Origin of the sequence: Shewanella sp. SG44-6 (assembly GCF_014164185.1) — a bacterium.
Lineage (GTDB): Bacteria > Pseudomonadota > Gammaproteobacteria > Enterobacterales > Shewanellaceae > Shewanella > Shewanella vesiculosa.
This window is the reverse complement of record NZ_JACJER010000011.1, coordinates 17,362-41,864: the sequence shown is the minus strand read 5'-3', so window position 1 is coordinate 41,864 and position 24,503 is coordinate 17,362. Positions and strand designations below refer to the sequence as shown.

At 41.5% G+C, this 24,503-nt stretch carries 20 protein-coding genes; 14 read left to right on the top strand and 6 right to left on the bottom strand.

All coding sequences use genetic code 11. The annotated features are described in order from the left end of the window. Positions 1-140 precede the first annotated feature (140 nt). A complete protein-coding gene (locus H5185_RS03670; protein ID WP_182741372.1) occupies positions 141-809 on the top strand; it encodes a flagellar brake protein in 669 nt (222 codons plus the stop codon). A gap of 137 nt (positions 810-946) precedes the next feature. Here the strand turns inward: H5185_RS03670 and H5185_RS03665 are convergent, their stop codons facing one another. Together H5185_RS03665 and gltB are read right to left on the bottom strand one after the other, a co-directional pair. Next, complete coding sequence (locus H5185_RS03665) at positions 947-2,353, bottom strand: FAD-dependent oxidoreductase (protein WP_124017088.1); 1,407 nt, start codon at positions 2,351-2,353, stop codon at positions 947-949. Between the two features lie 5 nt (positions 2,354-2,358). Beyond that, positions 2,359-6,807 carry a glutamate synthase large subunit gene (gene gltB, locus H5185_RS03660; protein WP_182698321.1) on the bottom strand — a complete coding sequence of 1,483 codons (4,449 nt, stop codon included), beginning with the start codon at positions 6,805-6,807 and terminating at the stop codon, positions 2,359-2,361. Positions 6,808-7,329: 522 nt separating this feature from the next. Here gltB and H5185_RS03655 point away from each other — a divergent pair. The 3 genes from H5185_RS03655 (at position 7,330) to oxyR (ending at position 10,069) form a co-directional block, all read left to right on the top strand. Then, positions 7,330-8,307, top strand: coding sequence for a TIGR01212 family radical SAM protein (locus H5185_RS03655; protein ID WP_182741371.1), 978 nt, complete (start codon positions 7,330-7,332; stop codon positions 8,305-8,307). 280 nt (positions 8,308-8,587) lie between these two features. Next, on the top strand, positions 8,588-8,953 hold the full coding sequence (locus H5185_RS03650; protein WP_124017091.1) for an Hpt domain-containing protein: 366 nt from the start codon (positions 8,588-8,590) through the stop codon (positions 8,951-8,953). 189 nt (positions 8,954-9,142) lie between these two features. Then, positions 9,143-10,069 carry a hydrogen peroxide-inducible genes transcriptional activator OxyR gene (oxyR, locus tag H5185_RS03645; RefSeq protein ID WP_182741370.1) on the top strand — a complete coding sequence of 309 codons (927 nt, stop codon included), beginning with the start codon at positions 9,143-9,145 and terminating at the stop codon, positions 10,067-10,069. A 92-nt stretch (positions 10,070-10,161) separates the two neighbouring features. Here the strand turns inward: oxyR and H5185_RS03640 are convergent, their stop codons facing one another. Next, a complete protein-coding gene (locus H5185_RS03640; RefSeq protein ID WP_220487645.1) occupies positions 10,162-11,172 on the bottom strand; it encodes an adenylate/guanylate cyclase domain-containing protein in 1,011 nt (336 codons plus the stop codon). Between the two features lie 231 nt (positions 11,173-11,403). Then, positions 11,404-12,072: a DNA mismatch repair endonuclease MutH gene (gene mutH, locus H5185_RS03635; protein ID WP_182698323.1), complete on the bottom strand. Its 669-nt coding sequence runs from the start codon at positions 12,070-12,072 to the stop codon at positions 11,404-11,406. A gap of 764 nt (positions 12,073-12,836) precedes the next feature. Between mutH and rppH the strand changes: the two genes are divergently transcribed. The 3 genes from rppH to H5185_RS03620 all read left to right on the top strand — a co-directional run bounded on the left by rppH (position 12,837) and on the right by H5185_RS03620 (position 16,501). Beyond that, the gene (rppH, locus tag H5185_RS03630) at positions 12,837-13,355 is read left to right on the top strand and encodes an RNA pyrophosphohydrolase (protein WP_124017220.1); all 519 of its coding nucleotides are present in this window, start codon (positions 12,837-12,839) and stop codon (positions 13,353-13,355) included. A 24-nt stretch (positions 13,356-13,379) separates the two neighbouring features. Next, on the top strand, positions 13,380-15,620 hold the full coding sequence (gene ptsP, locus H5185_RS03625; RefSeq protein WP_182741369.1) for a phosphoenolpyruvate--protein phosphotransferase: 2,241 nt from the start codon (positions 13,380-13,382) through the stop codon (positions 15,618-15,620). A gap of 80 nt (positions 15,621-15,700) precedes the next feature. Then, a complete protein-coding gene (locus H5185_RS03620) occupies positions 15,701-16,501 on the top strand; it encodes a sulfite exporter TauE/SafE family protein (protein WP_124017096.1) in 801 nt (266 codons plus the stop codon). Between the two features lie 72 nt (positions 16,502-16,573). Here H5185_RS03620 and H5185_RS03615 read toward each other — a convergent pair whose 3' ends face one another. Further along, entirely contained in the window at positions 16,574-17,425 is an 852-nt protein-coding gene (locus H5185_RS03615; RefSeq protein WP_124017097.1) for a thymidylate synthase, read from the bottom strand. Positions 17,426-17,670: 245 nt separating this feature from the next. On the opposite strand from H5185_RS03615, the gene nhaA reads away from it, so the two are divergent. The 5 genes from nhaA (at position 17,671) to H5185_RS03590 (ending at position 21,407) form a co-directional block, all read left to right on the top strand. After that, a complete protein-coding gene (gene nhaA / locus H5185_RS03610) occupies positions 17,671-18,846 on the top strand; it encodes a Na+/H+ antiporter NhaA (protein WP_182741368.1) in 1,176 nt (391 codons plus the stop codon). Continuing rightward, on the top strand, positions 18,843-19,229 hold the full coding sequence (locus H5185_RS03605) for a hypothetical protein (RefSeq protein ID WP_124017099.1): 387 nt from the start codon (positions 18,843-18,845) through the stop codon (positions 19,227-19,229). The genes nhaA and H5185_RS03605 overlap by 4 nt, the downstream gene beginning before the upstream one ends. A gap of 519 nt (positions 19,230-19,748) precedes the next feature. Next, the gene (gene nhaR, locus H5185_RS03600; RefSeq protein WP_182698327.1) at positions 19,749-20,672 is read left to right on the top strand and encodes a transcriptional activator NhaR; all 924 of its coding nucleotides are present in this window, start codon (positions 19,749-19,751) and stop codon (positions 20,670-20,672) included. A 29-nt stretch (positions 20,673-20,701) separates the two neighbouring features. Then, positions 20,702-20,950: a succinate dehydrogenase assembly factor 2 gene (locus tag H5185_RS03595; RefSeq protein ID WP_124017101.1), complete on the top strand. Its 249-nt coding sequence runs from the start codon at positions 20,702-20,704 to the stop codon at positions 20,948-20,950. Positions 20,951-20,987: 37 nt separating this feature from the next. Further along, complete coding sequence (locus tag H5185_RS03590) at positions 20,988-21,407, top strand: protein YgfX (RefSeq protein ID WP_182741367.1); 420 nt, start codon at positions 20,988-20,990, stop codon at positions 21,405-21,407. Between the two features lie 31 nt (positions 21,408-21,438). Here H5185_RS03590 and nadB read toward each other — a convergent pair whose 3' ends face one another. Then, complete coding sequence (nadB, locus tag H5185_RS03585; RefSeq protein ID WP_182698329.1) at positions 21,439-23,055, bottom strand: L-aspartate oxidase; 1,617 nt, start codon at positions 23,053-23,055, stop codon at positions 21,439-21,441. A 233-nt stretch (positions 23,056-23,288) separates the two neighbouring features. On the opposite strand from nadB, the gene rpoE reads away from it, so the two are divergent. Further along, a complete protein-coding gene (rpoE, locus tag H5185_RS03580; protein WP_124017104.1) occupies positions 23,289-23,867 on the top strand; it encodes an RNA polymerase sigma factor RpoE in 579 nt (192 codons plus the stop codon). Positions 23,868-23,893: 26 nt separating this feature from the next. Continuing rightward, positions 23,894-24,493 carry a sigma-E factor negative regulatory protein gene (locus H5185_RS03575; protein ID WP_124017105.1) on the top strand — a complete coding sequence of 200 codons (600 nt, stop codon included), beginning with the start codon at positions 23,894-23,896 and terminating at the stop codon, positions 24,491-24,493. Positions 24,494-24,503 lie beyond the last annotated feature (10 nt).

Genomic DNA, 24,503 nt, shown 5'->3' with positions numbered 1-24,503 from the left:
GCCATTTATCCGATTTGAATCTGGCTCGGGTTAGCTATAATGAGCAAAATAAGATTATTCTGTTTATTATAGCTATTCTGACGAGATGTTTTGATAACACACAGGCCGATAATGACGAGTTATATAAGAGCAGGTAGTCAATGACTACCCCAGCAAGCGCTCCAATTTATGGTGATCTTAGTTTGATCGACATAGGCATGGATTTATTTATTGAAATTCATTTTGCCAATGGCAAAACCGTCCAATCACGTTCGAGTATGATTGGTTATCAACTTGGGCGTTTTATCTTAATTGAGTATCCAAACAAAGGTCTTTCTGAGGCTTATCAGCATATGCTAGTGAATGCTGAAATTGTTGTAAGAGCCATGACCAATAGCGGCTTTAAAGACATCATTGCGTTTAAGTCATCTATTTTATCTATCGTTAATCAACCTATTAAGATGTTATGTCTCAGTGTTCCGAAAATCATCATTAAGAAAAAGTTACGCGATCAGCTCAGAGTTAATATTGAACAAGATGTATTTGTTATTCACAATGACGCTAAAGTGAGCACCAAAATGGTTGATTTTTCATTTTCGGGGTGTTTGCTGACCTTAGATGCCAACGCGGTAAGTTTTGCCGAAGGCGAGCAAATACACGTGTCTATTTCGATCAATACTGAACTTTCTGGCATTTTATCTGGCAGTGCGGTAAAAGTTAAAAATGTTCAAGGGCTATTACACGTGGGGATCAAATTTTCAGATGATAATTCGTTATTAAAAGACAATATCTTCAGCTATTTTTTAGTTAATTCGACTCGACACTCATAATTAACAGTGAGTCATAGTAAAAATAAACTAAAAAAAGCGCATCATAAGATGCGCAAAAATTCACAAGCAAACACGTTATAACAGCTTGTTATTATCAAGCTAACCTAGAATGTCTATCCTGTTAGGCTAGCAAGCTATTAATCTAAATAGTTTAAAATCCCTAATGCCGCATCTCGACCTTCTGCAATCGCTGTCACGACTAAGTCAGAGCCTCGCACCATATCTCCGCCAGCAAACACTTTTGGATTGGTGGTTTGAAACGGGTTGTCATCTGTTTTATTGGCTTTCACTAGGCCCCATTCATTGGTTTCGATACCAAAATCACTAAACCATGCGGCAGGGCTAGCTTGGAAACCAAAGGCAATAATCAGCGCATCAGTTGCTAACACTTGCTCACTACCTGGAATGATTTCAGCGCGTTGACGTCCGCTGGCATCAGCTTCGCCCATTCGGGTTTCAACGCACTCAATCCCGACCACTTGACCGTTTTCAGCTTTAATGGCCACAGGTTGACGATTAAATAAGAAATTAACGCCTTCCTCGCGAGCATTTTGTACTTCACGACGTGAACCCGGCATGTTGGCTTCGTCACGGCGATAAGCACATGTCACGCTTTTAGCACCTTGACGAACAGCTGTTCGTAAACAGTCCATTGCAGTATCACCGCCGCCTAGCACCACGACATCTTTACCTTCGAGGCTTAGATACGGTGTCGCTTCGTCTTGAGTACCCATAATGTGATGAGTATTACCAATAAGATACGGCAGGGCTTGGATCACGCCTTGGGCATCTTCATTAGGCAGTTTTGCTTTCATGGCGGTGTAAGTACCCATACCCAAGAATACAGAATCGTATTCGTCTAACAGGCTTTGGAAGCTCACATCTTTTCCGACAGTGACACCCATTTTGAATTTGATGCCCATACCTTCAAGCACTGAGCGACGTGTCGCCATGACCTCTTTATCAAGCTTAAATGACGGTATGCCGTAAGTGAGCAAACCACCAATTTGTGGATACTTGTCATACACTACTGTTTGCACACCATTGCGTGCCAGAATATCAGCACAACCAAGACCTGCAGGACCCGCTCCAATGATGGCAACACGCTCTTTACGAGGAGTCACTTGAGTCATGTTTGGGCGCCAACCTTGTGATATTGCAGTATCGGTAATGTATTTTTCAACACTACCAATAGTCACGGCACCAAAGTCATCGTTTAAGGTACAGGCACCTTCACATAAGCGGTCTTGTGGGCACACTCGGCCACAAATTTCTGGCAGCGTATTGGTTTCATGCACCAAGTCTGCCGCCTCCATAATCCGGCCTTCTTCTGCCAGTTTTAACCAGTTTGGAATGTAGTTATGCAGTGGGCATTTCCATTCGCAATACGGGTTACCACAGTCCAGACAACGATCGGCTTGCTGCTTGACTTCTGGTTGTGTAAACGGCTGATAAATTTCAATAAATTGTGTGGCACGTTTCTTGGCTTCATGTTTAACCGGGTCTACTCGACCCACTTCGATAAATTGAAAGTCATTGCTCATAATAATTACCCTGCTTTTACCACTAATTCCGGACTCTTCTGCTCAATTTTTAGCAGGTCAGCAACGGCAATATTCGTTGGTTTAACTAATACGAAACAATCCAACCAGTTTTCAAAATCACTCAATATCATTTTGGCATGCTCACTGCCTGTTTCTTCATAATGAGTTTCAATAAGACCTTTTAAGTGCTGCTGGTGGATTTTTGATTCTACTTTATGGGTGTCGACCATTTCGGTGTTTACCCGACGATTAAAACGCCCAAATTGGTCAAACACATAAGCAAATCCGCCTGTCATACCTGCACCGAAGTTAACTCCAGTTTTACCTAGGATAACCACGATACCACTGGTCATGTATTCGCAACAATTATCGCCACTGCCTTCAACGACAGCGATGGCGCCAGAGTTACGCACAGCAAAACGCTCACCCGCTTGGCCTGCGGCAAATAATTTACCGCCCGTTGCGCCATACAAACAGGTGTTACCCATAATGGCACTGCGTTCACTCTGGAACGGGCTACCAATAGGCGGATGAATAACGATTTTACCGCCTGACATCCCTTTACCAACATAATCATTGGCGTCGCCGCAAAGCCTAAGTTCAAGGCCTGGGCTATTCCAAACCCCAAAACTTTGTCCTGCGCTACCGCTAAAACCAAGGGTTAACGGTTGTTTTGCGCCCGCGACCCCGACTTTAGTGGCAATATAGCCTGACAGTGTTGCGCCAACAGAGCGATCGGTATTATTAATTTGATATTGATAAGTAAACGGTTCACCGAGATCAACTGCCGTACGACAATCAGCTAACAAGGTTTGGTTTAACTGACCCACATCGGATGGCGGATTGATTTCTTTCCATGTCAGTGACGTATTTGGCTGCACTTTAGGCTTGTATAAAATCGGCGCTAAATCTAAGCCACGTTGCTTGTCTGTTTGACCTTCAATCGCATACAACCAGTCGCTGCGTCCAACTAAATCTTCGAACTTGGTGACACCTAATGCTGCCATCCATTCACGCACTTCTTGAGCAACAAACTCAAAGTAGGTCATGACACGTTCTGGTAAGCCGTGATAGTGATTATCACGTAAGTTTTTATCTTGAGTCGCAACACCTGTGGCACAGTTATTAAGATGACAAATACGTAAGTATTTACACCCAAGCGCAATCATAGGCACAGTGCCAAATCCAAAGCTTTCAGCCCCGAGTAATGCAGCTTTAATCACATCAGTACCGGTTTTTAAACCGCCATCCACTTGTAAGCGAATTTTATGACGTAAGCCATTTTCTACCAGTGACTGATGCACTTCCGCTAAACCGAGTTCCCAAGGAGAACCAGCATATTTCACTGAGGTGATTGGGCTTGCACCAGTACCGCCATCGTAACCCGATATGGTGATCATATCGGCATAGGCTTTGGCGACACCCGTTGCAATAGTGCCCACGCCTGGTTCTGAAACCAGCTTGACCGACACCAAGGCTTTTGGATTGATTTGTTTTAAATCAAAAATCAGCTGAGCCAAATCTTCAATAGAATATATATCATGATGTGGTGGCGGTGAAATGAGGGTCACACCAGGACGTGCATGACGTAATCCGGCAATTTCCACACTCACTTTATGACCAGGTAACTGGCCACCTTCACCGGGTTTTGCCCCTTGTGCCACTTTAATTTGCAGCACATCTGCGTTAACCAGATAGTGAGCTGTCACTCCAAATCGACCAGATGCAATTTGCTTAATGGCTGAGTTACGTTCGCTATTGAAACGACGCGCGTCTTCTCCGCCTTCACCTGAGTTTGAGCGACCGCCAAGACGATTCATCGCAACCGCTAATGCTTCATGGGCTTCAGGGCTTAATGCGCCAATACTCATGGCAGCACTGTCAAAGCGTGAGTAAAGTGTTTCAGCGCCTTCAACAGTCTCTTGCTCAACTGCGTCAAGCTGGCCTTTAATGCCAATTAAATCGCGCAGTGTTGCCACTGGGCGATCATCAACCAAGCGAGTAAACTTTTTATACTCAGCGTAGTTTTTGTCTTTTAGCGACGCTTGCAAGGTATTGACAACATCTGGGTTAAAGCAGTGATATTCGCCGCCTTCAACATACTTAAGCAAGCCACCTTGTGGTAGCGGTACATGGGCGCGATAGGCCGCAGTATGGAGTATTTTTTGGTCATCGGCGATATGGTTAAAGCTAACCCCTTCAATACGGCTTATTACGCCTTTAAAGCACAATTCAATCACATCACTGGCTAAACCGACGGCTTCAAACTGTTGGCTACAACGGTATGATCCGACGGTACTAATGCCCATTTTTGACATGATTTTACGCAAACCTTTTTCAATGCCATAACGGAAGTTAAGCATTAATGGGGTCACATCATCTATCTGATGCAATTTAGCCATCGCAGAAATAGATTCGTATGCTAGGTAAGGGTAAATAGCTGTCGCGCCAAAGCCGATTAGTACCGCAAAATGATGTGGGTCACGAGCCGATGCGGTTTCAACAATAATGTTAGTGTCGCAACGTAAACTTTTATCGACTAAACGTCGCTGCACAGCTCCGACAGCCATTGCGGCTGGGATCACTTGAGCATTTTTTGCAACAGCGCGATCAGACAAGACTAATAATGTTGTGCCACTGCGCGCTAAGCGTTCTGCTTCGTCTGTTATACGACGAATAGCCTGCTCTAAGGTTTCTTGAGCATCGTAGTTCAAGTCAACTGTATTGGCGCGATAGTTAGTGCTATCGAGTCCAAGTAATTGGTTAAAATCGCTGAATAATAAAATTGGCGAATTAAACATCACTCGGTAAGCATTACCTGTGGTTTCGCTAAAAAGATTTTGTTCACGTCCTACACAGGTCGCGAGCGACATTACGTGTTTTTCACGCAAAGGGTCAATCGGTGGGTTAGTCACCTGAGCAAATTTTTGACGGAAATAGTCATACAAGGAGCGTGACTTTTTCGACAATACAGCCATAGGTGTATCATCGCCCATTGAGCCAATGGCTTCTTCGCCTTTGCTGGCTAGTACCCAAATAACTTGCTCTAATTCTTCACGAGTAAAACCAAACTGTTTTTGATATTGCAGCAGTGTTTTGGCATCGAAGCCACTTGAACCTTGTTTTGTCGGCGCAATTTGCTCTGCAGGGATCAATGTCTGACTGTTTTTAGCCATCCACTCTTTGTAAGGATGACGACGCTTTAGGTCATTATCAATTTCAAATGAGTGATACAAGCGACCATTTAAGGTGTCTAAGACTAATAACTCGCCTGGCCCAACACGGCCTTTTTCAATCACTTCATCGGCGGAATAATCCCAAATACCCACTTCAGACGCTAAGGTGAGGATACGATCCTTGGTTATAACGTAGCGAGAAGGGCGTAGGCCGTTACGATCAACTGCACAGGCAGCATGGCGACCATTGGTCATTACAATGCCTGCAGGGCCGTCCCACGGCTCCATGTGCATTGAGTTAAAATCATAAAAAGCTTTTAACTCGTCATCCATTTCAGGATTAGATTGCCATGCTGGTGGAATAAGCAAACGCATTGCACGGTATAAATCCATGCCACCGGATAACAGCATTTCGAGCATGTTATCTAAAGAAGACGAGTCTGAACCGGTTTCGTTAACAAAAGGGGCCGCTTGTTGTAAATCGGGTAATAAAGGCGAGTTGAATTTATAAGCACGCGCTCTTGCCCATTGACGGTTGCCGGTTATGGTATTGATCTCACCATTATGAGCGAGATAACGAAACGGTTGTGCTAATGGCCATTTTGGCGATGTATTCGTTGAGAAGCGCTGGTGAAATAAGCAAATCGCACTTTTTAAACGAATATCTGCTAAGTCTGTATAAAATGATGGCAGGTCTGCTGGCATCATTAATCCTTTATAGACTATGACTTGCCCAGAAAGACTAGCAACATAAAAATCTTTATCGTCTGTTATTTGTTGCTCAAGACGGCGACGAGCCATATATAAGCGACGTTCAAGATCTTTCTCACGCCATCCCACTGGCGCGTTAATCAATACTTGATAGATTTGTGGCAAGCTTTTCCGGCCGATCTCCCCCAGAACATCTGGATTGATCGGAACTTTACGCCAGCCAGCGACACTTAACGTTTCTCTTTGTAATTCTTTTTCTAAAATGAACTTCGCTTCATCAGCGCGTTGCTCATCTTGGCTAAGAAATAGCATACCCACCGCAAATTTGCGGCTTAAATGCCAATCATTTTCAGCCGCAATAGCTTCAAAAAAATCTGTAGGCATTTGCATTAATAAACCACAGCCATCACCTGTGCGTCCGTCAGCTGCAATACCACCACGATGCTTCATTCGATCGAGACCATGAATCGCGGTACGCACAATACGGTGACTCGCGTCTCCGTCCATTTGTGCAATCAAACCAAATCCGCAATTGTCACGCTCAAAACTGGGATGATACAAGCTCATACAAAAAACCCCCTAAACCTCTACTAGATACGACTCGGGGTAAATTTGAAGAATATCCATAGATATGCACCCGAACCATCCAAATTAAACCGAGAATGCATAAAGGTCAAACCAAAAAAATGCAACAAACTGAAATATAATTACTAGAAAAAGGTAATAAGCTGTCAAGTTTACGTTAACGTAAACTGTGTTTTTAGCGCTATAACGTTATGAATAAAAAGAATTTTAGAAAAAAATTAAATTACTGATTACCTTTTTATAACAATGGCGGTTAATTGTTTTTGAAACAAAAATAATGAATTTTATTTCAAACACAGTCTTTGGGTAAAAAATTATTATAAATGAGTAAATATTCACTTTTTTGTCGATGTAAATAAACTAAATTGTTTTAAACGTTATTTAGTTTGTACATAAGTTTATAACTCGCTTGAGTTAATAGACGGTTTTATTGATTTAGCACCAAGACAGGTGTTTATCGACTGACTACACTGGCGAACTTTGGCGTAATAATGAGACTGTATTTTGGGTTTAGATGACTACGTAAATACGTTTGGCGTGTATTGCAAACGTCTATATGGACAAAGGGTAAAAAAATTAACCATTGATGCCCAATTTACTTGTCCTAATCGTGATGGCACCTTAGGGGTGGGAGGGTGTACTTTTTGCAACGTTGCCTCATTCAGTGGTGAACGAGGTAGAGAACAACCGATAGCGATACAATTAACTGAAGGCAAAGTACGTGCGCAATCGGCAAAAAAATGTACCTCTTCGGTGAATACAAATACTGCACCCACAGCTAAATATATTGCTTATTTTCAAGCTTACACTAGTACTTATGATGAGTATGAAGTGCTTAAGCAAAAATATGATCAAGCGCTGGAGGATAGCGATATTGTAGGGTTACATATTGGTACTCGTCCTGATTGTGTTCCTGATCAAGTAATTGATTTACTGGTTGAGTATCAACAACGAGGGATAGAAGTATGGCTAGAATTAGGCTTACAAACCGCCAATGATCATACTTTAAAGCGGATTAATCGTGGCCATCTGTTATGCGAATATCGTCGGACGGTAAAAAATGCCCGCGCTAGAGGCATTAAAGTGTGTACTCATTTGATATTAGGGCTCCCAGGCGAAACGTCGATTGACTATTTTAATAGCTTACAAACTGTATTAGGCATTGGTGTAGATGGACTTAAATTACATCCTTTACATGTTGTTGAAGGCAGCACGATGGCGAAGCAATGGCGTTATAATGCTATGCCATTATTGACCCTTGAAGAGTATGCCGCTGAAGCTGCAAAACTTATTCGATATACTCCAAAAAATATTATCTTTCATCGGGTAACTGCCTATGCCAAAAAACCAATCTTACTCGCCCCAGATTGGTGTGCTTTTCGTTGGGATGGCTTGGTTGCGATCGTAAACGAGTTACGTGAATTTGGTGGGCAAGGCAGTGCATTAATCGCTAGCCAACCTAAAACCTCCTGGGGCGAGTGATCGCTGCGGGTCGATTATTGGCAATCAAATAGGTTCAACATTTAGGTCGATTTTTGTGATGTTATATAGGAGTGATAACTATTATCACTAAAAATTTGGCTGAAAAATTATCAATGTGAGGTATTTTTAAACATTGGTAATACCAGTTGAGTAGTTATGTTGAAAAAATGTGATATTTTGTCATTAAATAGCGGTTAAATATTAGCAAGCCTTGCATAGGGTATTTTACTCGGTATCATATTTATAACTTTATAGCGTTATATTTGATAGAGGTGCCTTAATGGCCACAACGCAGTTAGACTCAATATTGGATCTCAATACGCTTGAGCAATATATCAGTGCCATTGGAGCTGGAACGTTATTGAAAAGCGTCGTGTTATTCGAGCAGCTAATGCCTGAATATATCAGCAGCCTAGTGAAAGCGGGTGATGCAAATGATAAAGACACCTTATGTGCAGAAGCTCATAAATTTAAAGGTGCAGCAGGGTCTGTTGGCCTGAAACGCATTCAGCAATTTTCACAGTTATTACAACACGGTGAAGAAGCTAAATGGGAAACCGAACACAAGGTATGGCTTGCTGCAATCGTTGAGCATGCTGCCAAAGATTTACAACAGTTGAAAGTATACTTGGAAGCAAAAGCGTAATTTCCATTATGCTAGTCACTATCTGTTTAGATAAATACCTAGACGAGTGCTGAAAGTCATGCTGTTTAAGTGCCTCTTATTTAAGGGGCATTTTTTATGGACTTTTGTTTCGATTAGCCCATTGAGTCTTGTTTTTTTGGCTTATTTAATTCACTATTTGAATTAACATAGATAAGGGTAATCGTTTATATGAAAAATCTTCCTAGCCTTAAAAACCTTTATTATTTAGTTCATTTACATCAAGAACAAAATTTTAATCGCGCTGCCAAGATATGCTTTGTGAGCCAATCAACATTATCAAGTGGGATTCAAAATCTTGAAGAGCAACTGGGTTACCAGTTAATTGAACGCGATCATAAATCCTTTATGTTTACTGCTATTGGCGAAGAAGTGGTTGAGCGAGCTCGCAATATTTTAACCGATGTCGATGACTTAGTTGAGTTAGTTAAAAATCAAGGCGAACCCATGACTGGAGAGATCCGCTTAGGGTGTATTCCGACCATAGCGCCATTCTTACTCAGTCGAGTGGTTAAATTATGCCAGCAAGATTATCCCAAACTCAGCTTGTTATTAAAAGAAGATACCACTGAGCGTTTGTTGGATGCGTTAGCCAAAGGAGAGTTAGATCTATTGATATTGGTGTTACCCGTGGACACGAGTGGTTTTCATAGTATGAAAGTCGGTATTGATCCGTTTAAAATGGTAATGCATAAAGAGGTATCGCAACAATTAGTGCAACCTATCGACTACCAAAAAATGCCTGATGAAAGTATTTTTTTACTCCAAGCTGAACATTGTATTACCGGACACGCAATAACAGCATGCCAATTGGGTGATAGTGCCAAGATTAATCCCTTTGCTGCCACGAGTCTGCATACTTTAGTACAGATGGTAAACAGTAAACTTGGTACTACATTTTTACCCCAAATGGCTATTGATACAGGGATTTTAACGGATACCGATCTGGTTGCTATCGATCCACCTGGCGAAGCCCCTTACCGTGATATCGGTTTAGTTTGGCGTCAAACTACCAGTCGTATTTCAACGTTCAGAACCTTAGGTTTGGCCATTCAGAAAAAGCTGTTAGCACAAGTGTTACCGAATAAGATCGGTTAGATACTCATTTGGAGAATGTTGAAGCCTCAATAAATGGCAAGTCGTAATACTTGCCATTTTTGTTATTAACTGACTTCAACTAGTAGAGGGAACTATTTTATTGGAGCAACACCGTACACTTCAGTTGGATGCTTTTTACCCTTTAGCATAATAGGCCCTAAGTCAGTCAGTTGATACTGGCTATTTTGCTGTTCAAGTCGATGCACCACATCCCCTGAGAGCAACATTCTTTGACCGAGTGGGTTACATTGATCTTGTAGTCGAGCCAGAGTGTTTAATACATCACTAAAGAAACTAATTTCTTGCTTATGAACACCAACAACTGCGGCGACAACTTGGCCACAGTGGGCTGCTGCTTTGAATTTGGGCACAAAACCATATTGCTGTTCAAAGTATTTTCTCTGCCACTGAAGTTGCTGACAAAACTCAAAATAGATATTCATGCAACGGTCATGTTTAATGCCTTGTTCTAACGGCCAGTGGATCAATACTGCATCACCCATATAGCGATAAATTTCCGCTTCATTATCGGTCACCGTATCTGCAAGCATACTAAAGCTGTCTTGAATCAAGCGGCTAAAGCGATAGTCACCTAACGTTTCTGCATGAGCGGTTGATGACACCATATCGATAAACAAGAACAATTGTTGCTCATAACGTGGCTTGTGATATTTACCCATGCCAATATTCAGTAATACTTTTGGGCCTACCAACAGCGACATTTGTTCAATAAAAGCTAAGCTGACCCGCACCACAACAAGGTAAACCACTAATGCCTGGAATGATGGGCTGTAAATAATTTGCACCGTAAGCATTTGCCGCAATGTCACCATGTGATTCTCTATGGCCCACATGTTTAAAAATTGTGTCACATACGCTAAGGTCGTCGCCCCGAGTAATAGAAACAAGCCTTTAAATACGACTGAAAATAAATAAGGTAAACGACTGATGGCGCTAAAGTCAGCAATCAGGTTCGACATCCAATGCAAACAGCCAAATACAATGCCCATCATCACAGCAAGTGTGGCTAAATCGGCACTTCCAACTGCCCACTCAGGTAGTTGCGATGATTGTGAGTAACGAAAAAAAACGAAAGAAGCCATTGCTACACACCAGGCAAAAATAGCGAACAATAATTTTTGTGTTTGACGGCGTGCTTTCACGGAGAATGTGGTTGCCTAAATGACTTAGTATATAAGAGGGGTAGTCTATAGAAATTTTGCTTACTTGTGATATTTTATTTCTGATTTAGATCAATAGAAGTGAAGAAACTGCTGCAGAGTACAAGTTTTTTCGATATTAATAATCATAGTCAGGGTTGTGATTGTGGCAGATTATGAGAATGCATTAGCTAAGATCTGTTGCGTAAAGTTAATTTTAAGGTAAAACCCTCGAGGATTGGATAATTGTATACTGCCATCTTCGGCGATGCTTTCTGTGAGTGCTTTGCTATTAGCCGCTTTTGGTCGTAATTGCAGTACCTCTCCATGACGGGCGCTAATTTTATCCACCTTGCCTAAGGCAATAAGCTCCATTATCTCTTCCCAATCTTGTTGTAACTGTCTGGCTTGATCTCTGTTTGGTTGCCACAGTATGGGTGTGCCTATGCGTCTTTGTCCAACAGGAATACTCCGTTCACCTTCAACAGGAACCCATAACACTCTCTGCAATTTATGATAAACCAGACTATTCTCCCAAGTCATGCCTTGAATATTCGTCAGTGGGGCCACAGTAACATAAGTCGTTTCTAGTGGTTTGCCGTTATGATCAATCGGGATCGTTTTCAGCTCAACGCCTAAATGCAGAAAGTCTTGTTCAGGTTTTGAGCCCGCAAGCGCACCTAATTCAGATTCAATAAGTTGACCTACCCAGCCTTTATCTCTTCGCAAATCCACCGGTACTTCTATTTGATTATCTCTGGCAATATCCGCTAAACAAATGCCTGCCATATTGTGGGCTCTTTGCATTAATTCATTGAGGTTTAAGGGCGATGATTTAGCCATTTGATGATAATTTACCTTTGAGAACGTGGGGGGCGCTGGCGATTAATACTGACACGCTATGCTATCAAGTAATATTGATTGATAACAAGTTTAGTTAGTTGTACCTGGGTTGGTTGAAAAATAACCGCATTTTGTTTGGGTAAAGTTATTCGCTTAAAATCTTCTGTAGAATGCTGTTTTAAAATGAATTTTTTAACTATGACTGTTTTTATAATATACTTGTCCCAAGTTACACTCGTTTTTCCCCTACATTTCACACATACTTATCCACAGATTTAATGGATAAGTACAAGTTTATGGCTCTTTAACTGATTAAAAACCCCAAGTCAACGTAATAAAATGGCTTTTTTACGGGTTTAATTTAAAATAAGCCTTGTTATTTGTGTATAACTTAAGTTGCTAAATGAGTGATTAGCTATCTCAATTAGGCTTGTGTGTTTTTTGTACCATTGCGGCGATCTAGCATTTTTTGAATTTATTTAAAATTTTAAGTTACTGTTTATATAGAATTATAATATAATTCTCAGCAGTTTTATTCAAAAGGATATTAGTTGGTTTTTAGCCTGTTATTAAGGTTTACCAAAGTTTCGAACAGAGATATCCACAGATTTTGTGGATAATCCACAAAGTGGTTTTGTATAATTGTTGATAATTTTGATTTATTCACATTGTTATTCAATTATCCACAGTAAATAGAGGTTTGCCGATAGGCATGCTTTGTGAAACAATCAAACGATATAAAATTTGTTATTTTCGGAGTCCATGTGATTGATAGCGACGGCTTTCGCGCAAATGTGGGCATCATTATCTGTAATAAATTTGGACAAGTTATGTGGGCCAGACGTTTTGGCCAACATTCATGGCAGTTTCCACAAGGTGGGTTGGATGATGGCGAGTCTGCAGAAGAAGCCATGTATCGAGAACTTTACGAAGAAGTGGGGCTAAGACCTGAACATGTTCAAATTTTAACGTCCACGCGCTCTTGGTTACGTTACCGTTTACCTAAGCGTTTGGTACGCCAAGAAAGCAAACCTGTTTGCATTGGCCAAAAACAGAAATGGTTTTTACTACAATTGAAAGGTCACGATAATACCATTAACTTGAATTCTTCAGGTCATCCAGAGTTTGATGATTGGCGTTGGGTCAGTTATTGGTATCCTGTTCGTCAGGTAGTGTCTTTTAAACGCGACGTATATAGAAAGGTAATGAAAGAGTTCGCATCGACGACATTAGCGCTACAAACGCGCGAATTTAGTAAAAAACGAAGCAAACAACGGAGTTAACTGATTTCAAAGAGGATTGGAACAGTGTTAAATATGCTCAGGGATATTACTCAAGCTGTTGCGAGAGCCAACAGCCTTGAAAGTGCATTAACCATATTAGTGTCACAAACTCGATTAGCGATGGCTACCCATTGCTGTTCTATCTATATCCTTGAACAACAACATCTTGTGTTATCGGCCACCGAAGGGCTAGAAAAATCTGCTGTTGGCCGCGTCAGTATGCCACTATCTGAAGGGTTAGTTGGCTTAGTTGCCGAACGTGAAGAAGCTATTAACCTTGCTGATGCCCGTATTCACCCTCGCTTTAAATTATTCCCAGAAGCTGCAGAAGAAGAATATCGGGCATTTTTAGCTGTACCGATCATTTTTCAAAAACAGGTTGTCGGCGTTATTGTGGTGCAACAGCCCGAAGCGCGTCAGTTCAGTGAAAACGAAGAAGCATTTTTAATGACCTTGGCAGCGCAACTTGCTGTCGTTGTGCGAAGCTTAAAGCACAAGGCGGCCATTACCAATGTGCAGCAACAAGTTGTTTTCAGTGGTGAAACAGCGTCAAGCGGTATTGCGATTGCTCATGGTCTAGTGTTGGGTGGTTTGATTTCACTGGAACAGGCCGAGATCCGATGTACTGATGTTGATGTTGAAATTCTGCGCTTAAAGTTAGCCGTACAGCGTTGTAAAGACATGCTGACGTCAATATCGCAACGTTTTGAACGCGAAAAATCTGCTGATGTTGCCTCTATATTTACTGCATTTCAATTACTGCTCGATGATTCGAGTCTCGGTGGCGAGTATGCCCGTGAAGTCGCATTAGGCTGGCAAGCTGAGTCTGCTGTCAGTCGGGTGTCTATTCGCTATATTGAGCAGTTCTTGGCGATGGAAGATCCTTACCTCAAAGAGCGCGCCAGTGATATTCGAGAGCTCGGGCAGAAGTTGCTTCGACAACTGATAGAGCCTGGCCGACTGGAATTAGAACCGGATAAACCGGTTATATTAGTCGCAAAAGAAGTGGATGCCACTTTACTGGCAGAGTTTCCGCGGCAAAAGTTAGCTGGGATTGTCACCGAGCGTGGTGGGGTAAATGCTCATGCCGCTATTTTAGCGCGTGCGCTAGGTGTACCAGCCATTGTTGGCGTTGATGAAGTCTTATCCATCGATATTGATCAAAAGCTATTAGTATTAAATGCTAATCGTGGTCAGCTATTGGTATCGCCTTCACCCGCTGTGATAGAAGAGTACCAATTACTGATTGATGCTGATGTTGAAAAACAAAAGCAATTTTCTGCCGAGTTGGGTTTACCCTCTATTACCACCGATGGTGAGCGGATCCATTTGTATCTCAATGCAGGGTTACTCAGTGGTATCGCATCTGAAATAGCAGAATGTGCCGATGGTATTGGGTTGTATCGAACTGAAATCCTATTTATGTTGCATCAACGCTTTCCGAGTGAAAGTGAGCAAATCAATGTCTATCGCCAAGTATTAGATGCTGCAGGTGATAGACCTGTGGTGATGCGTACATTGGATGTGGGTGGTGACAAACCACTACCGTATTTTCCGATTAAAGAAGATAACCCATTTTTAGGCTGGCGCGGCATTCGGTTATCACTGGATCATCCTGAATTATTTTTAGTGCAATTACGGGCGATGCTACAAGCGGCAAGTCACGGTAATCAATTGCAAATATTACTGCCAATGGTCAGTAATTTAGATGAAATAGATCAAACCTTAAAATATTTGGATCAAGCATTTATTGAATTAAGCCAAGAGTTAAATACTATTTTGGTTAGGCCAAAAGTTGGTGTAATGCTTGAAGTACCAGCATTATTATACCAGTTACAAGATGTGGCGAAGCGAGTTGATTTTGTTTCTGTCGGTAGTAATGATTTAACGCAATATTTGCTGGCTGTCGATCGTAATAACCCGAGTGTGAGTTCGCTATTTGACAGTTATCACCCAGGTATTCTTAGAGCCCTTAAACGCGCGGTCGATGAGTGTAAACTGTATAATTTAGATGTGAGTGTGTGTGGTGAACTTGCTGGAGAACCCTACGGCGCATTGCTTTTAGTTGCTATGGGGTATAACAAACTCAGTATGAACCAAGGCAGCTTAGCGAGGATTAATTTTTTACTTAGACGTGTCTCAAAACAACAGTTATCTGAATTGCTGGAGTCTATTTTACAGCAATCAAATGGTAATCAAGTCCGAGGCTTACTCGCTCATTTTTTACAACAGCATGATTTAGCAGACTTAATTAATATGGATTAGTCGTTTGATTTAATCGGCTTGATAACTCGCTGTTGTGGTTTTTGATAATATTGCCAAGTGTCGCTCTTAAGGATGTCATCGTGGATAGTTTACTGCAGGTCTTTTTAATATGTCTTTTGCTGGGATCCGTTGTGGGTTTTTTAGCCGGCCTTCTAGGTATTGGAGGGGGATTAATTATTGTGCCTGCTCTGTTGTATATCTTACCCTCAGTGGGCATTAGCTCGGTTCAACTCACTCACGTCGCTATCGCTACATCACTGGCGTCGATTATTTTAACGTCTATGTCTTCAGCTGCTGCCCATCATAAACGCGGTAATATTCCTTGGGCGTTATTTAAACCTATTTTACCCGGCATTGTGATTGGTTCTTTAGCGTCAGCATTTGTGTCTGAGCAAATTGCATCGGATGATTTACAGCAGGCCTTCGCCATTTTTGTCGTGTTAATGGCTGTACAAATGGCGTTTCCGTTTAAAGTGAAAACGGGAAGTAGTCTGCCTAATTTTGCCGTGCTATTTATCATCTCAATTTTGATAGCGCTAACCGCTGGGCTAATGGGAATTGGTGGTGGAGTACTGCTAGTTCCATTTTTGAGTTATTGCGGTTTACAAATGCGCCAAGCTGTTGGGTTTTCATCGGCCACCGGAATGCTTATTGCTGTATCCGGTACCATTGGTTATATCATCGCGGGATTTGATGTACCGAATTTACCCGAGGGCTCGGTGGGATACATCTATCTACCCGCATTAATCGGGATTATTATTAGCTCAATGTTGTGCGCGCCTATCGGTGTAAAAGCGGCAAGCTCTTGGCCCACGCCAGTGTTGAAAAAAATCTTTGCTTGCTTGCTTGTTGTTGTAGGATTGAAACTACTAACGAGTTAAGCCTAAACAATAACAAAAATGGCGTTGTTCAAATACTTGAACAACGCCATTTTTGTTATGAGCGAAAGCAGATTATACGGCGAAAGGATATTTAATCGCGTCGTGATGCTGATAATCTTCTACACTAAAATCATCCAAGGTCACCCAAGTTTCAATGTCTTTTAAGGTTTTAATCTGTGGATTAATGATTAATTTAGGTGAGGCAAAAGGCTCACGTTTTAGCTGAATATCGCGCATGGGTTCAAGCTGATCTTCGTATATATGAGCGTTGACAATTTTATGGTACGCCTTACCAGGTTTGTGGCCCGTTATTTGTGCCATTAATGCCAGCAATACGTAAACCTGTACCATATTGAAGTTCAATCCTAATGGAACATCACAACTTCTTTGGGTGCTATTGAGATATAAGGTATCACCAAGTAATGAAAAGTGATGCTCGTACATACATGGACGTAAGCAACCTAAGTCAAATGCGCCTGGATGATAGAAGGTTAAAATCTCACCGCGATTATCGATACCGTTAGTTAAGTCATCAACAATTTGTTGCAGTAAATCGACTTGGCCACCACCCGCTTTTGGAAAAGCACGCCCCAAGGCTCCATAAATCAGCCCCATATCGTCGTGACCTTTACGGTTTGGGTTATCTAACCAAGCTTGGTTTTCATTGGCATTGGCATCCCATGTTTTGGTGCCTAATGATCTAAAATCAGCAGCATTTTGATAACCGCGTAAATAGCCAAGGATTTCTGCAATGGCCGATTTCCAGAAACTTTTACGTGTAGTCACTAATGGAAATTGATTATTTGCAACGTCATAAACAAGATCGGCATTAATGACGGTGAGGCATTTTTTGTTAGTGCGAGCATTATTGACCCATTCGCCTTCATCGACAATACGCTGGCACAAATCTAGATATTGTTTCATCTGTTTAATCCTTTTTCCTTTTCGAGATTATACCCAAACCAAGGTTAATTAACACGTTCTAATCTGTAGAAAAAGACCCAATCTACGCTATGCTTCACAGTGTCAGCATAACTCGAATAAAGTATAAAGCAGACTTGTTACCGCTTGATACCTCGGAAATACCGAGTTAATATCAAGAAACAAGCGATTATTATAGTTTCAATGATTCAGATAGACTTATCTTATTGTTTTTTTTGGAGTGTTATATGGAACGTGCAATTAAAAACTTTTTAAGCCAAGAGTCTGCCGGTGGGATTTTACTGATGATCGCCGTGGCTTTGGCGATGATTCTTGCCAATTCACCATTAGCTGGGATATATCAAGATTTCTTAGCCACTGAAGTCCAGTTTAGGGTAGGTGATCTTAATATCGATAAGCCACTTTTACTGTGGATTAATGATGGTTTGATGGCATTGTTCTTTTTATTAATCGGCTTAGAAGTGAAGCGTGAATTACTGGAAGGAGCATTGTCTAGTGTCGCAAAAGCATCCTTACCCAGCTTTGCTGCTATTGGTGGCATGGTTTTTCCTGCGTTATTTTACTTAGCATTTAACTACTCTAACCCTGAAACTCAGGTTGGCTGGGCCATCCCTGCGGCAACTGACATTGCCTTTGCGCTAGGCATTATGGCACTGCTGGGTAGTCGGGTTCCGGTGGCCTTAAAGGTATTTTTGCTGGCGTTAGCGATTATTGATGATCTTGGCGTGATTGTGATTATTGCGCTGTTCTACAGTACCGATTTATCAATGCTTAGTTTAGTGATTGCGGCGATATCAATCGTGCTAATGGTCGCGTTGAATAGAAAAGGGGTCAGTTCGATTCTACCTTATGGATTACTGGGCTTTATTTTGTGGGTTGCGGTATTGAAATCTGGCGTGCATGCGACTTTGGCCGGTGTGATTATCGCATTTTGTATCCCTTTACGTGCTAAAGATGGCTCTTCACCGTCTGAGCATTTAGAGCACAAGTTACACCCATGGAGCACCTTTATGATTTTGCCGGTGTTTGCTTTTGCTAATGCTGGTTTATCATTAACCAATATGTCATTGGATACATTTGCTGAACCTATCACCCTAGGTATCATCATGGGTCTGTTGTTAGGTAAGCCTATTGGAGTGCTGCTATTTAGTTATTTAGCAGTAAAACTTAAATTAGCTGAGTTACCACCAGGCATTGGCTGGAGGCATATCATCCCTGTTGCGGTTATGTGTGGTATTGGATTTACCATGTCGGTGTTTATTGCTTCACTGGCATTTGAGAATTCACCCGCTGCGTTTGGTGATTATGCAAGGCTCGGTATTTTAACTGGATCGTTATTTGCGGCTGTGATTGGTTATTTTTGGTTAGCCAAGGTACTGCCTAAAAATGGAGGGAAATCATGAAATTCAATACATTAACCTTGGGAATACTCGTGAGCAGTCTAGCTATTCCTGTATCGGCGGAATCATTTAATGTTTGTCTTGAATCATCTGACTCACCCACTTGCCAAAGTTATTTGGAAGGCGTTGTGGATGGAGCATTAATGTTTCAAGATGAACTGGCTAAGAAACGAATTGATCCCAATGATTATGAATCAAGAGCATTGAAATACCGAGCGGGGAAACGTTATCAAACAGCGAATGTGAATTATTGCTCTAGCCACATAATCGTAAAATCTGAAGTTGTCTCAGCACTTACTGAGCAGGTGTCGTTAAACAATGTCAGTAACAGTGATGAGCTGGAATCAGTGATCACGAGTTTAATGGATTGTCGCCGCAGTCAGTAATTTGGTCAATAGATTAACGCAGCCCTTGGGCTGCGTTTTTTATGCTTGATTTTTGGCTAATCATTCAGATGAATTAATCTAGTGGTTCAGGAACTGTTGATTTTTGATGATGAATGTAGCAACCGTTTGTTATGGCGGATTAGCTTTTTAGATCCTGTGTTTTTAAGATTTAGACTGCAGGGTTAAATCACCTGAATTTGAGATGGCAAACCACGCTAAAATAGCCCTTTGCCTTGCTCATTGCGTTGAATTAACGAGTAATAAATTTGCTATTGGAAGCATCAATTCGCTTGTAGGAAAACGAGTGACAAGTTTGATGGTAGCTAAGACTATGATTTTTATTATTGTATTGTCATATCTTATCCTTAGTTTAAGTTAAATAAACCACTAACGCGTTTTCTCTAACCCACGTTAACCACCTAAGATATACAGCCCAGCTACTATCAATTAATCAACAGCGCAGTTAAGTGTTTATTTGCTATAGTAGCTGTAGTGATTTTTGTAGGGTTAGTAATTGATATGCAGCATTTAAATTATAATCATTTATATTATTTTTGGATGGTACAAAAGAAAGGCTCTGTAACCAAAGCCGCTCAAGTATTATGTCTTGCACCTCAAACCATTACCGGGCAGATCCGTTCATTGGAGGAAAGGTTAAAGGGCGCTGTGTTTAAACGTGTAGGGCGCAATTTAGAGGCTACTGAGTTAGGAGAACTGGTCTTTCGTTATGCTGATAAGATGTTTAGTCTTAGCTATGAAATGCTTGATATCTTAAATTATCAAAAAGATGACTCCTTGTTGTTCGAGGTCGGAGTGGCGGATGCATTATCTAAAGCCCTCGTGAGCCGTGTGTTATTAACCGTTATTCCTGCCGATGGGTCTGTACATTTAGCCTGTTATGAGTCAACTCACGATAGCCTTATTGAACGTTTACGTGAGCATAAGCTGGATATCATTGTATCGGATTGTGCCGGAGGCTCGTTGAAGTATCCTGAGATTTTGTCGAAAAAGTTAGGCGAGTGTGGTGTGAGCTTTTTTTCTGCGGAGTCTATCTCTACGCCTTTTCCTGCTTGTCTTGAGCAGAGTAAATTATTAATCCCAGGTAAACGAACCTCATTAGGACAACAGTTACACGGTTGGTTTGCAGAAAAAAATCTTAATGTCAGTATTTTGGGAGAATTTGACGATGCCGAAATGATGAAAGCATTTGGTTACTTTAATCGCGGTATTTTTGTCGCACCGTCTATTTATCGTCATGATATACTGTCACAAGGTATGGTATTGCTTGGTGAAACAACTGACATCAAAGAAGAATACCATGTGATGTTCGCTGAGCGAATGATCCAACATCCCGCGGTAAAATCATTATTAGCAACGGATTTTGGAGAATTATTTGCTGGACGAGATAAACAAGTACAAGATTTTGAGAACCGTATAAGCTAACTTGTGATACAGACATCAGGAGATTTGTGTTGGAATTAATGAATATAGCTCGTGTCCGCTGGGCATGTCGTCGCGGAATGTTAGAATTAGATATCTTGTTTCAACCTTTTGTCGAAACTCAATATGAAGCAATGACCGATGATGATAAAAATACCTTTATTCGTCTATTAGAGTGTGAAGACCCAGAGTTATTTGCTTGGTTTATGGGGCATGAACAATGCCAAGATCCATTGTTAGCCGATATGATAATAAAAGTCCGTGGAAGACCAGCACCTTAATTCAATAGCCGTTTCGTCGTCTAATACTAGCACTCATATGCAGCAATTTGCGTTGAGTGCTTCGTTTTTACAGCGTGCTGGGTTAACAGTATTTTTTGCCGTTATTTTAAGTAGCTTTTTGGCTTGGCCCAGTTATTCCTCCCTGATATACCACATTATCCAAACATTACTTTTTATTGTAGTAATGCTTATTTTTGTTGTTGAATGGCGCAGATTGTCTCATTGGCGTTGTTTATTTTCTTTGGGAAATAAGAGGGCTGGTACTCTATTATACGGTACTGGTGTACAAGCGAGTAATATCAACCTAAGCAAAAAAGCGTTCATTTGCCCACTAGTGTGCATTATTTTTTTACAGGTGAGTAAATCTGGAGAGCAGCGGTTATTACTGGTGTGGAGTGATATGTTAGACGACACAGCGTATCGTGATCTGTGCCGTCTATTATTGAGCCATCAATGAGCTTATTTAAGCGTAAATCGTCCGATAATGATTAACGATTAGGTTGTAAGATAGTAGGTTTAGGATTGTCGACTTGTTCAGGATAATCAATATTATAGTGAAGTCCTCGACTCTCTTTTCGCTCCATCGCGCATCGAATAATCAACTCTGCAACCTGGACTAAGTTACGCAACTCTAACAAATTGTTGCTGACACGGAAATTTGAATAATACTCTTCAATTTCTTGTTGCAGCATTAAACATCTTCTGAGCGCTCGCTCCAATCGTTTATCAGTTCTCACAATACCGACGTAATCCCACATAAATAACCGCAGTTCATGCCAGTTGTGGGCAATGACCACTTCTTCATCTGAGTTACTGACTTGACTTTCATCCCACACAGGCAATGGACAAGGCATTGGAATTTTATGTAACAGTCCCTCTATATCCTGTGATGCTGCCCGCGCAAAGACTAAACACTCAAGTAACGAATTACTCGCCAATCGGTTAGCGCCGTGTAAGCCAGTGTAAGCCACTTCGCCAATAGCGTATAAGCCATTAATGTCAGTTTGACCATGAAGATCCGTCATCACACCACCGCAGGTATAATGTGCTGCAGGCACTGCAGGGATCGGATCTTGAGTAATATCAATACCTAATTCTAGGCAACGTTGATAAATGGTGGGGAAATGCTTAATGATAAAATCAGCAGGTTTATGGCTGATGTCTAGATAAACACAGTCTGCGCCTAAGCGTTTCATTTCATAATCGATTGCGCGGGCGACAATATCACGAGGGGCAAGCTCTCCGCGTTCATCGAAGTCAGGCATAAAGCGGCTACCGTCTGGGCGGCGTAAATATGCCCCTTCACCACGTAATGCTTCGGTTAATAAGAAATTTCGCGCGTTAGGGTGAAATAAACACGTTGGGTGAAATTGATTAAATTCCATGTTTGCGATGCGGCAACCCGCACGCCAAGCCATAGCAATACCATCGCCACTGGCAATATCAGGGTTGGAAGTGTATTGATAAACTTTAGAACTGCCGCCGGTTGCTAAGGCCACAAATTTTGCCTTAACGGTTTCAACATGCTCCTCATCTCGATTCCACACATAAGCGCCAAGTACACGGTTACCCGGTCGATGTAATTTACGAGTGGTGATTAAGTCGATCGCATTGTAACGTTCTAATACTTGTATGTTTGGGTGAGCCATGGCTCGTTCTTGTAATGTGGTTTGTACTGCTTTACCGGTTGCATCAGCTGAGTGTAGAATTCGTCTATGGCTATGCCCGCCCTCACGGGTAAGGTGATAAGGTGCCGCGCTATTATCGACTCCTGCTAAAGTTTCTTCTTTATCAAATGCCACCCCACAATTTATTAACCATTGCATTGCGCTTTTGGCGTTTTCTGCGGTGTATGTCACAACCGATTTATCGCATAATCCGGCACCAGCGATTAACGTATCGTTGACATGTGACTCAATTGTGTCGCCTTCATCAAAAACGGAGGCTATTCCACCTTGAGCATATAGCGTGGACCCTTCTGATAACGGGCCTTTAGAAAGAAGAATTACTTTTGATTTTTCAGCAAGATGTAGCGCTAAAGTTAGTCCAGCAGCTCCGCTGCCGATGATCAAAATGTCACATTGGTGTTCAACTGCTTGTTTCATCAGGTATCATGGTGTGGCTTAGTGGTTTTATTATAGTAAATCAAATAACCTAAGTAGGGTACTTTTACAGCGGGTTTTATTGTGATTTTGCTTAGATATTTTATTGATAAGTGAAATAAATTAACTTTTTTTAATTCAAAATCGAACTTTCTTCATATTGGTAGGTCTACTTATATGAACAGGATTCGAGCGACTGAGAAATCAGTATTACAGATTAGGAGTAGTCGGCTCGGATGAGTGGACAATATAGTGATCAACAATTAGTTGAACGAGTACAGCAAGGCGATAAAAACGCATTTAACCTGTTAGTGCTAAAGTATCAAAATAAAGTGATGAGTTTGATTTCCAGGTATGTTCGCAATCAAGCGGACGTGGCGGACGTGACACAAGAAGCCTTTATTAAAGCTTACAGAGCTTTAGCAAACTTTCGTGGTGAAAGTGCATTTTATACTTGGTTGTACCGTATTGCGGTAAACACCGCAAAAAACCATCTTACATCGCAAGGGCGCAGAGCACCTGCAAACGATGTTGATATAGAAGATGCAGAATATTATGAAGGCAGTGATGCACTTAAAGAGTTTGCATCACCAGAGCAATTATTAATGAAAGATCAAATGAGTAAAGTGATCTTTAACACGCTCGACACTCTGCCTGAAGAATTAAAAATGGCCATATCGCTCAGAGAGCTAGACGGCATGAGTTATGAAGATATTGCCAATATAATGGATTGCCCAGTAGGCACAGTTAGATCGCGTATCTTTCGTGCTCGAGAAGCAATCGACAAACAGCTCCAGCCTTTGCTGGAAAAGTAACAGCCTTAACCTTAGATAGGTGAATAATGCTTAAATCAAGTCAAGAATGGGTATCTGCAGCAGTTGATGGTGAAGTCGATGATAAAACATTGGCACAGCTTTCTGCTGATGTTGATTCACATGATGAATGGCAACGCTATCATATGATAGGCGATGCAATGCGCGGCGAACTGCCTGCGACCATTGACTTAGACCTTTTTGCCAGCATCACTGCAGCGATTGAGCTTGAGCCAACAATTATCGCGCCTCAAGCCAAATCAACTGAAGTTGACCAACAGCGAACTACTGCTTCCAATGTAGTGCCATTTTTCAAGCAGTTTGGCCAATATGCTATTGCTGCAACTGTCGCTATGGTGGCGATTGTTGGTGTGCAAAATTATAACCAAAGCAATGATGCAGAATCGCCATTACCAGTGTTAATGACACGTCCTTTAGTGGGTAGTGTATCTCCGGTAAGTTATCAGACTGGTGCAGCACAAAATCAGCAAAGCTATTCCAACGAGCAAGTGATTGAACAGCGTCGCCGGATTAATGCTTATATTCAAGATCACATGTTGCAACAACGCTTAAATCCAGGTGTTGCTGTTGATAACAATAGCGTGCAAGATGCTACGGTAAATCCATAATAAATTGGAA

Coding starts and splice junctions, on each gene's coding strand:
- gltB (WP_182698321.1), bottom strand. CDS start 6,807: ATGAGCTTGTATCATCCCAGTTTTGAGCGTGACAATTGCGGATTTGGT.
- nadB (WP_182698329.1), bottom strand. CDS start 23,055: ATGAAACAAGCAGTTGAACACCAATGTGACATTTTGATCATCGGCAGC.
- H5185_RS03665 (WP_124017088.1), bottom strand. CDS start 2,353: ATGAGCAATGACTTTCAATTTATCGAAGTGGGTCGAGTAGACCCGGTT.
- oxyR (WP_182741370.1), top strand. CDS start 9,143: ATGAAAAATCTTCCTAGCCTTAAAAACCTTTATTATTTAGTTCATTTA.
- nhaR (WP_182698327.1), top strand. CDS start 19,749: ATGCAGCATTTAAATTATAATCATTTATATTATTTTTGGATGGTACAA.
- nhaA (WP_182741368.1), top strand. CDS start 17,671: ATGGAACGTGCAATTAAAAACTTTTTAAGCCAAGAGTCTGCCGGTGGG.
- mutH (WP_182698323.1), bottom strand. CDS start 12,072: ATGGCTAAATCATCGCCCTTAAACCTCAATGAATTAATGCAAAGAGCC.
- H5185_RS03575 (WP_124017105.1), top strand. CDS start 23,894: ATGCTTAAATCAAGTCAAGAATGGGTATCTGCAGCAGTTGATGGTGAA.
- H5185_RS03590 (WP_182741367.1), top strand. CDS start 20,988: ATGCAGCAATTTGCGTTGAGTGCTTCGTTTTTACAGCGTGCTGGGTTA.
- rpoE (WP_124017104.1), top strand. CDS start 23,289: ATGAGTGGACAATATAGTGATCAACAATTAGTTGAACGAGTACAGCAA.
- H5185_RS03615 (WP_124017097.1), bottom strand. CDS start 17,425: ATGAAACAATATCTAGATTTGTGCCAGCGTATTGTCGATGAAGGCGAA.
- H5185_RS03650 (WP_124017091.1), top strand. CDS start 8,588: ATGGCCACAACGCAGTTAGACTCAATATTGGATCTCAATACGCTTGAG.
- H5185_RS03670 (WP_182741372.1), top strand. CDS start 141: ATGACTACCCCAGCAAGCGCTCCAATTTATGGTGATCTTAGTTTGATC.
- H5185_RS03605 (WP_124017099.1), top strand. CDS start 18,843: ATGAAATTCAATACATTAACCTTGGGAATACTCGTGAGCAGTCTAGCT.
- H5185_RS03640 (WP_220487645.1), bottom strand. CDS start 11,172: ATGGCTTCTTTCGTTTTTTTTCGTTACTCACAATCATCGCAACTACCT.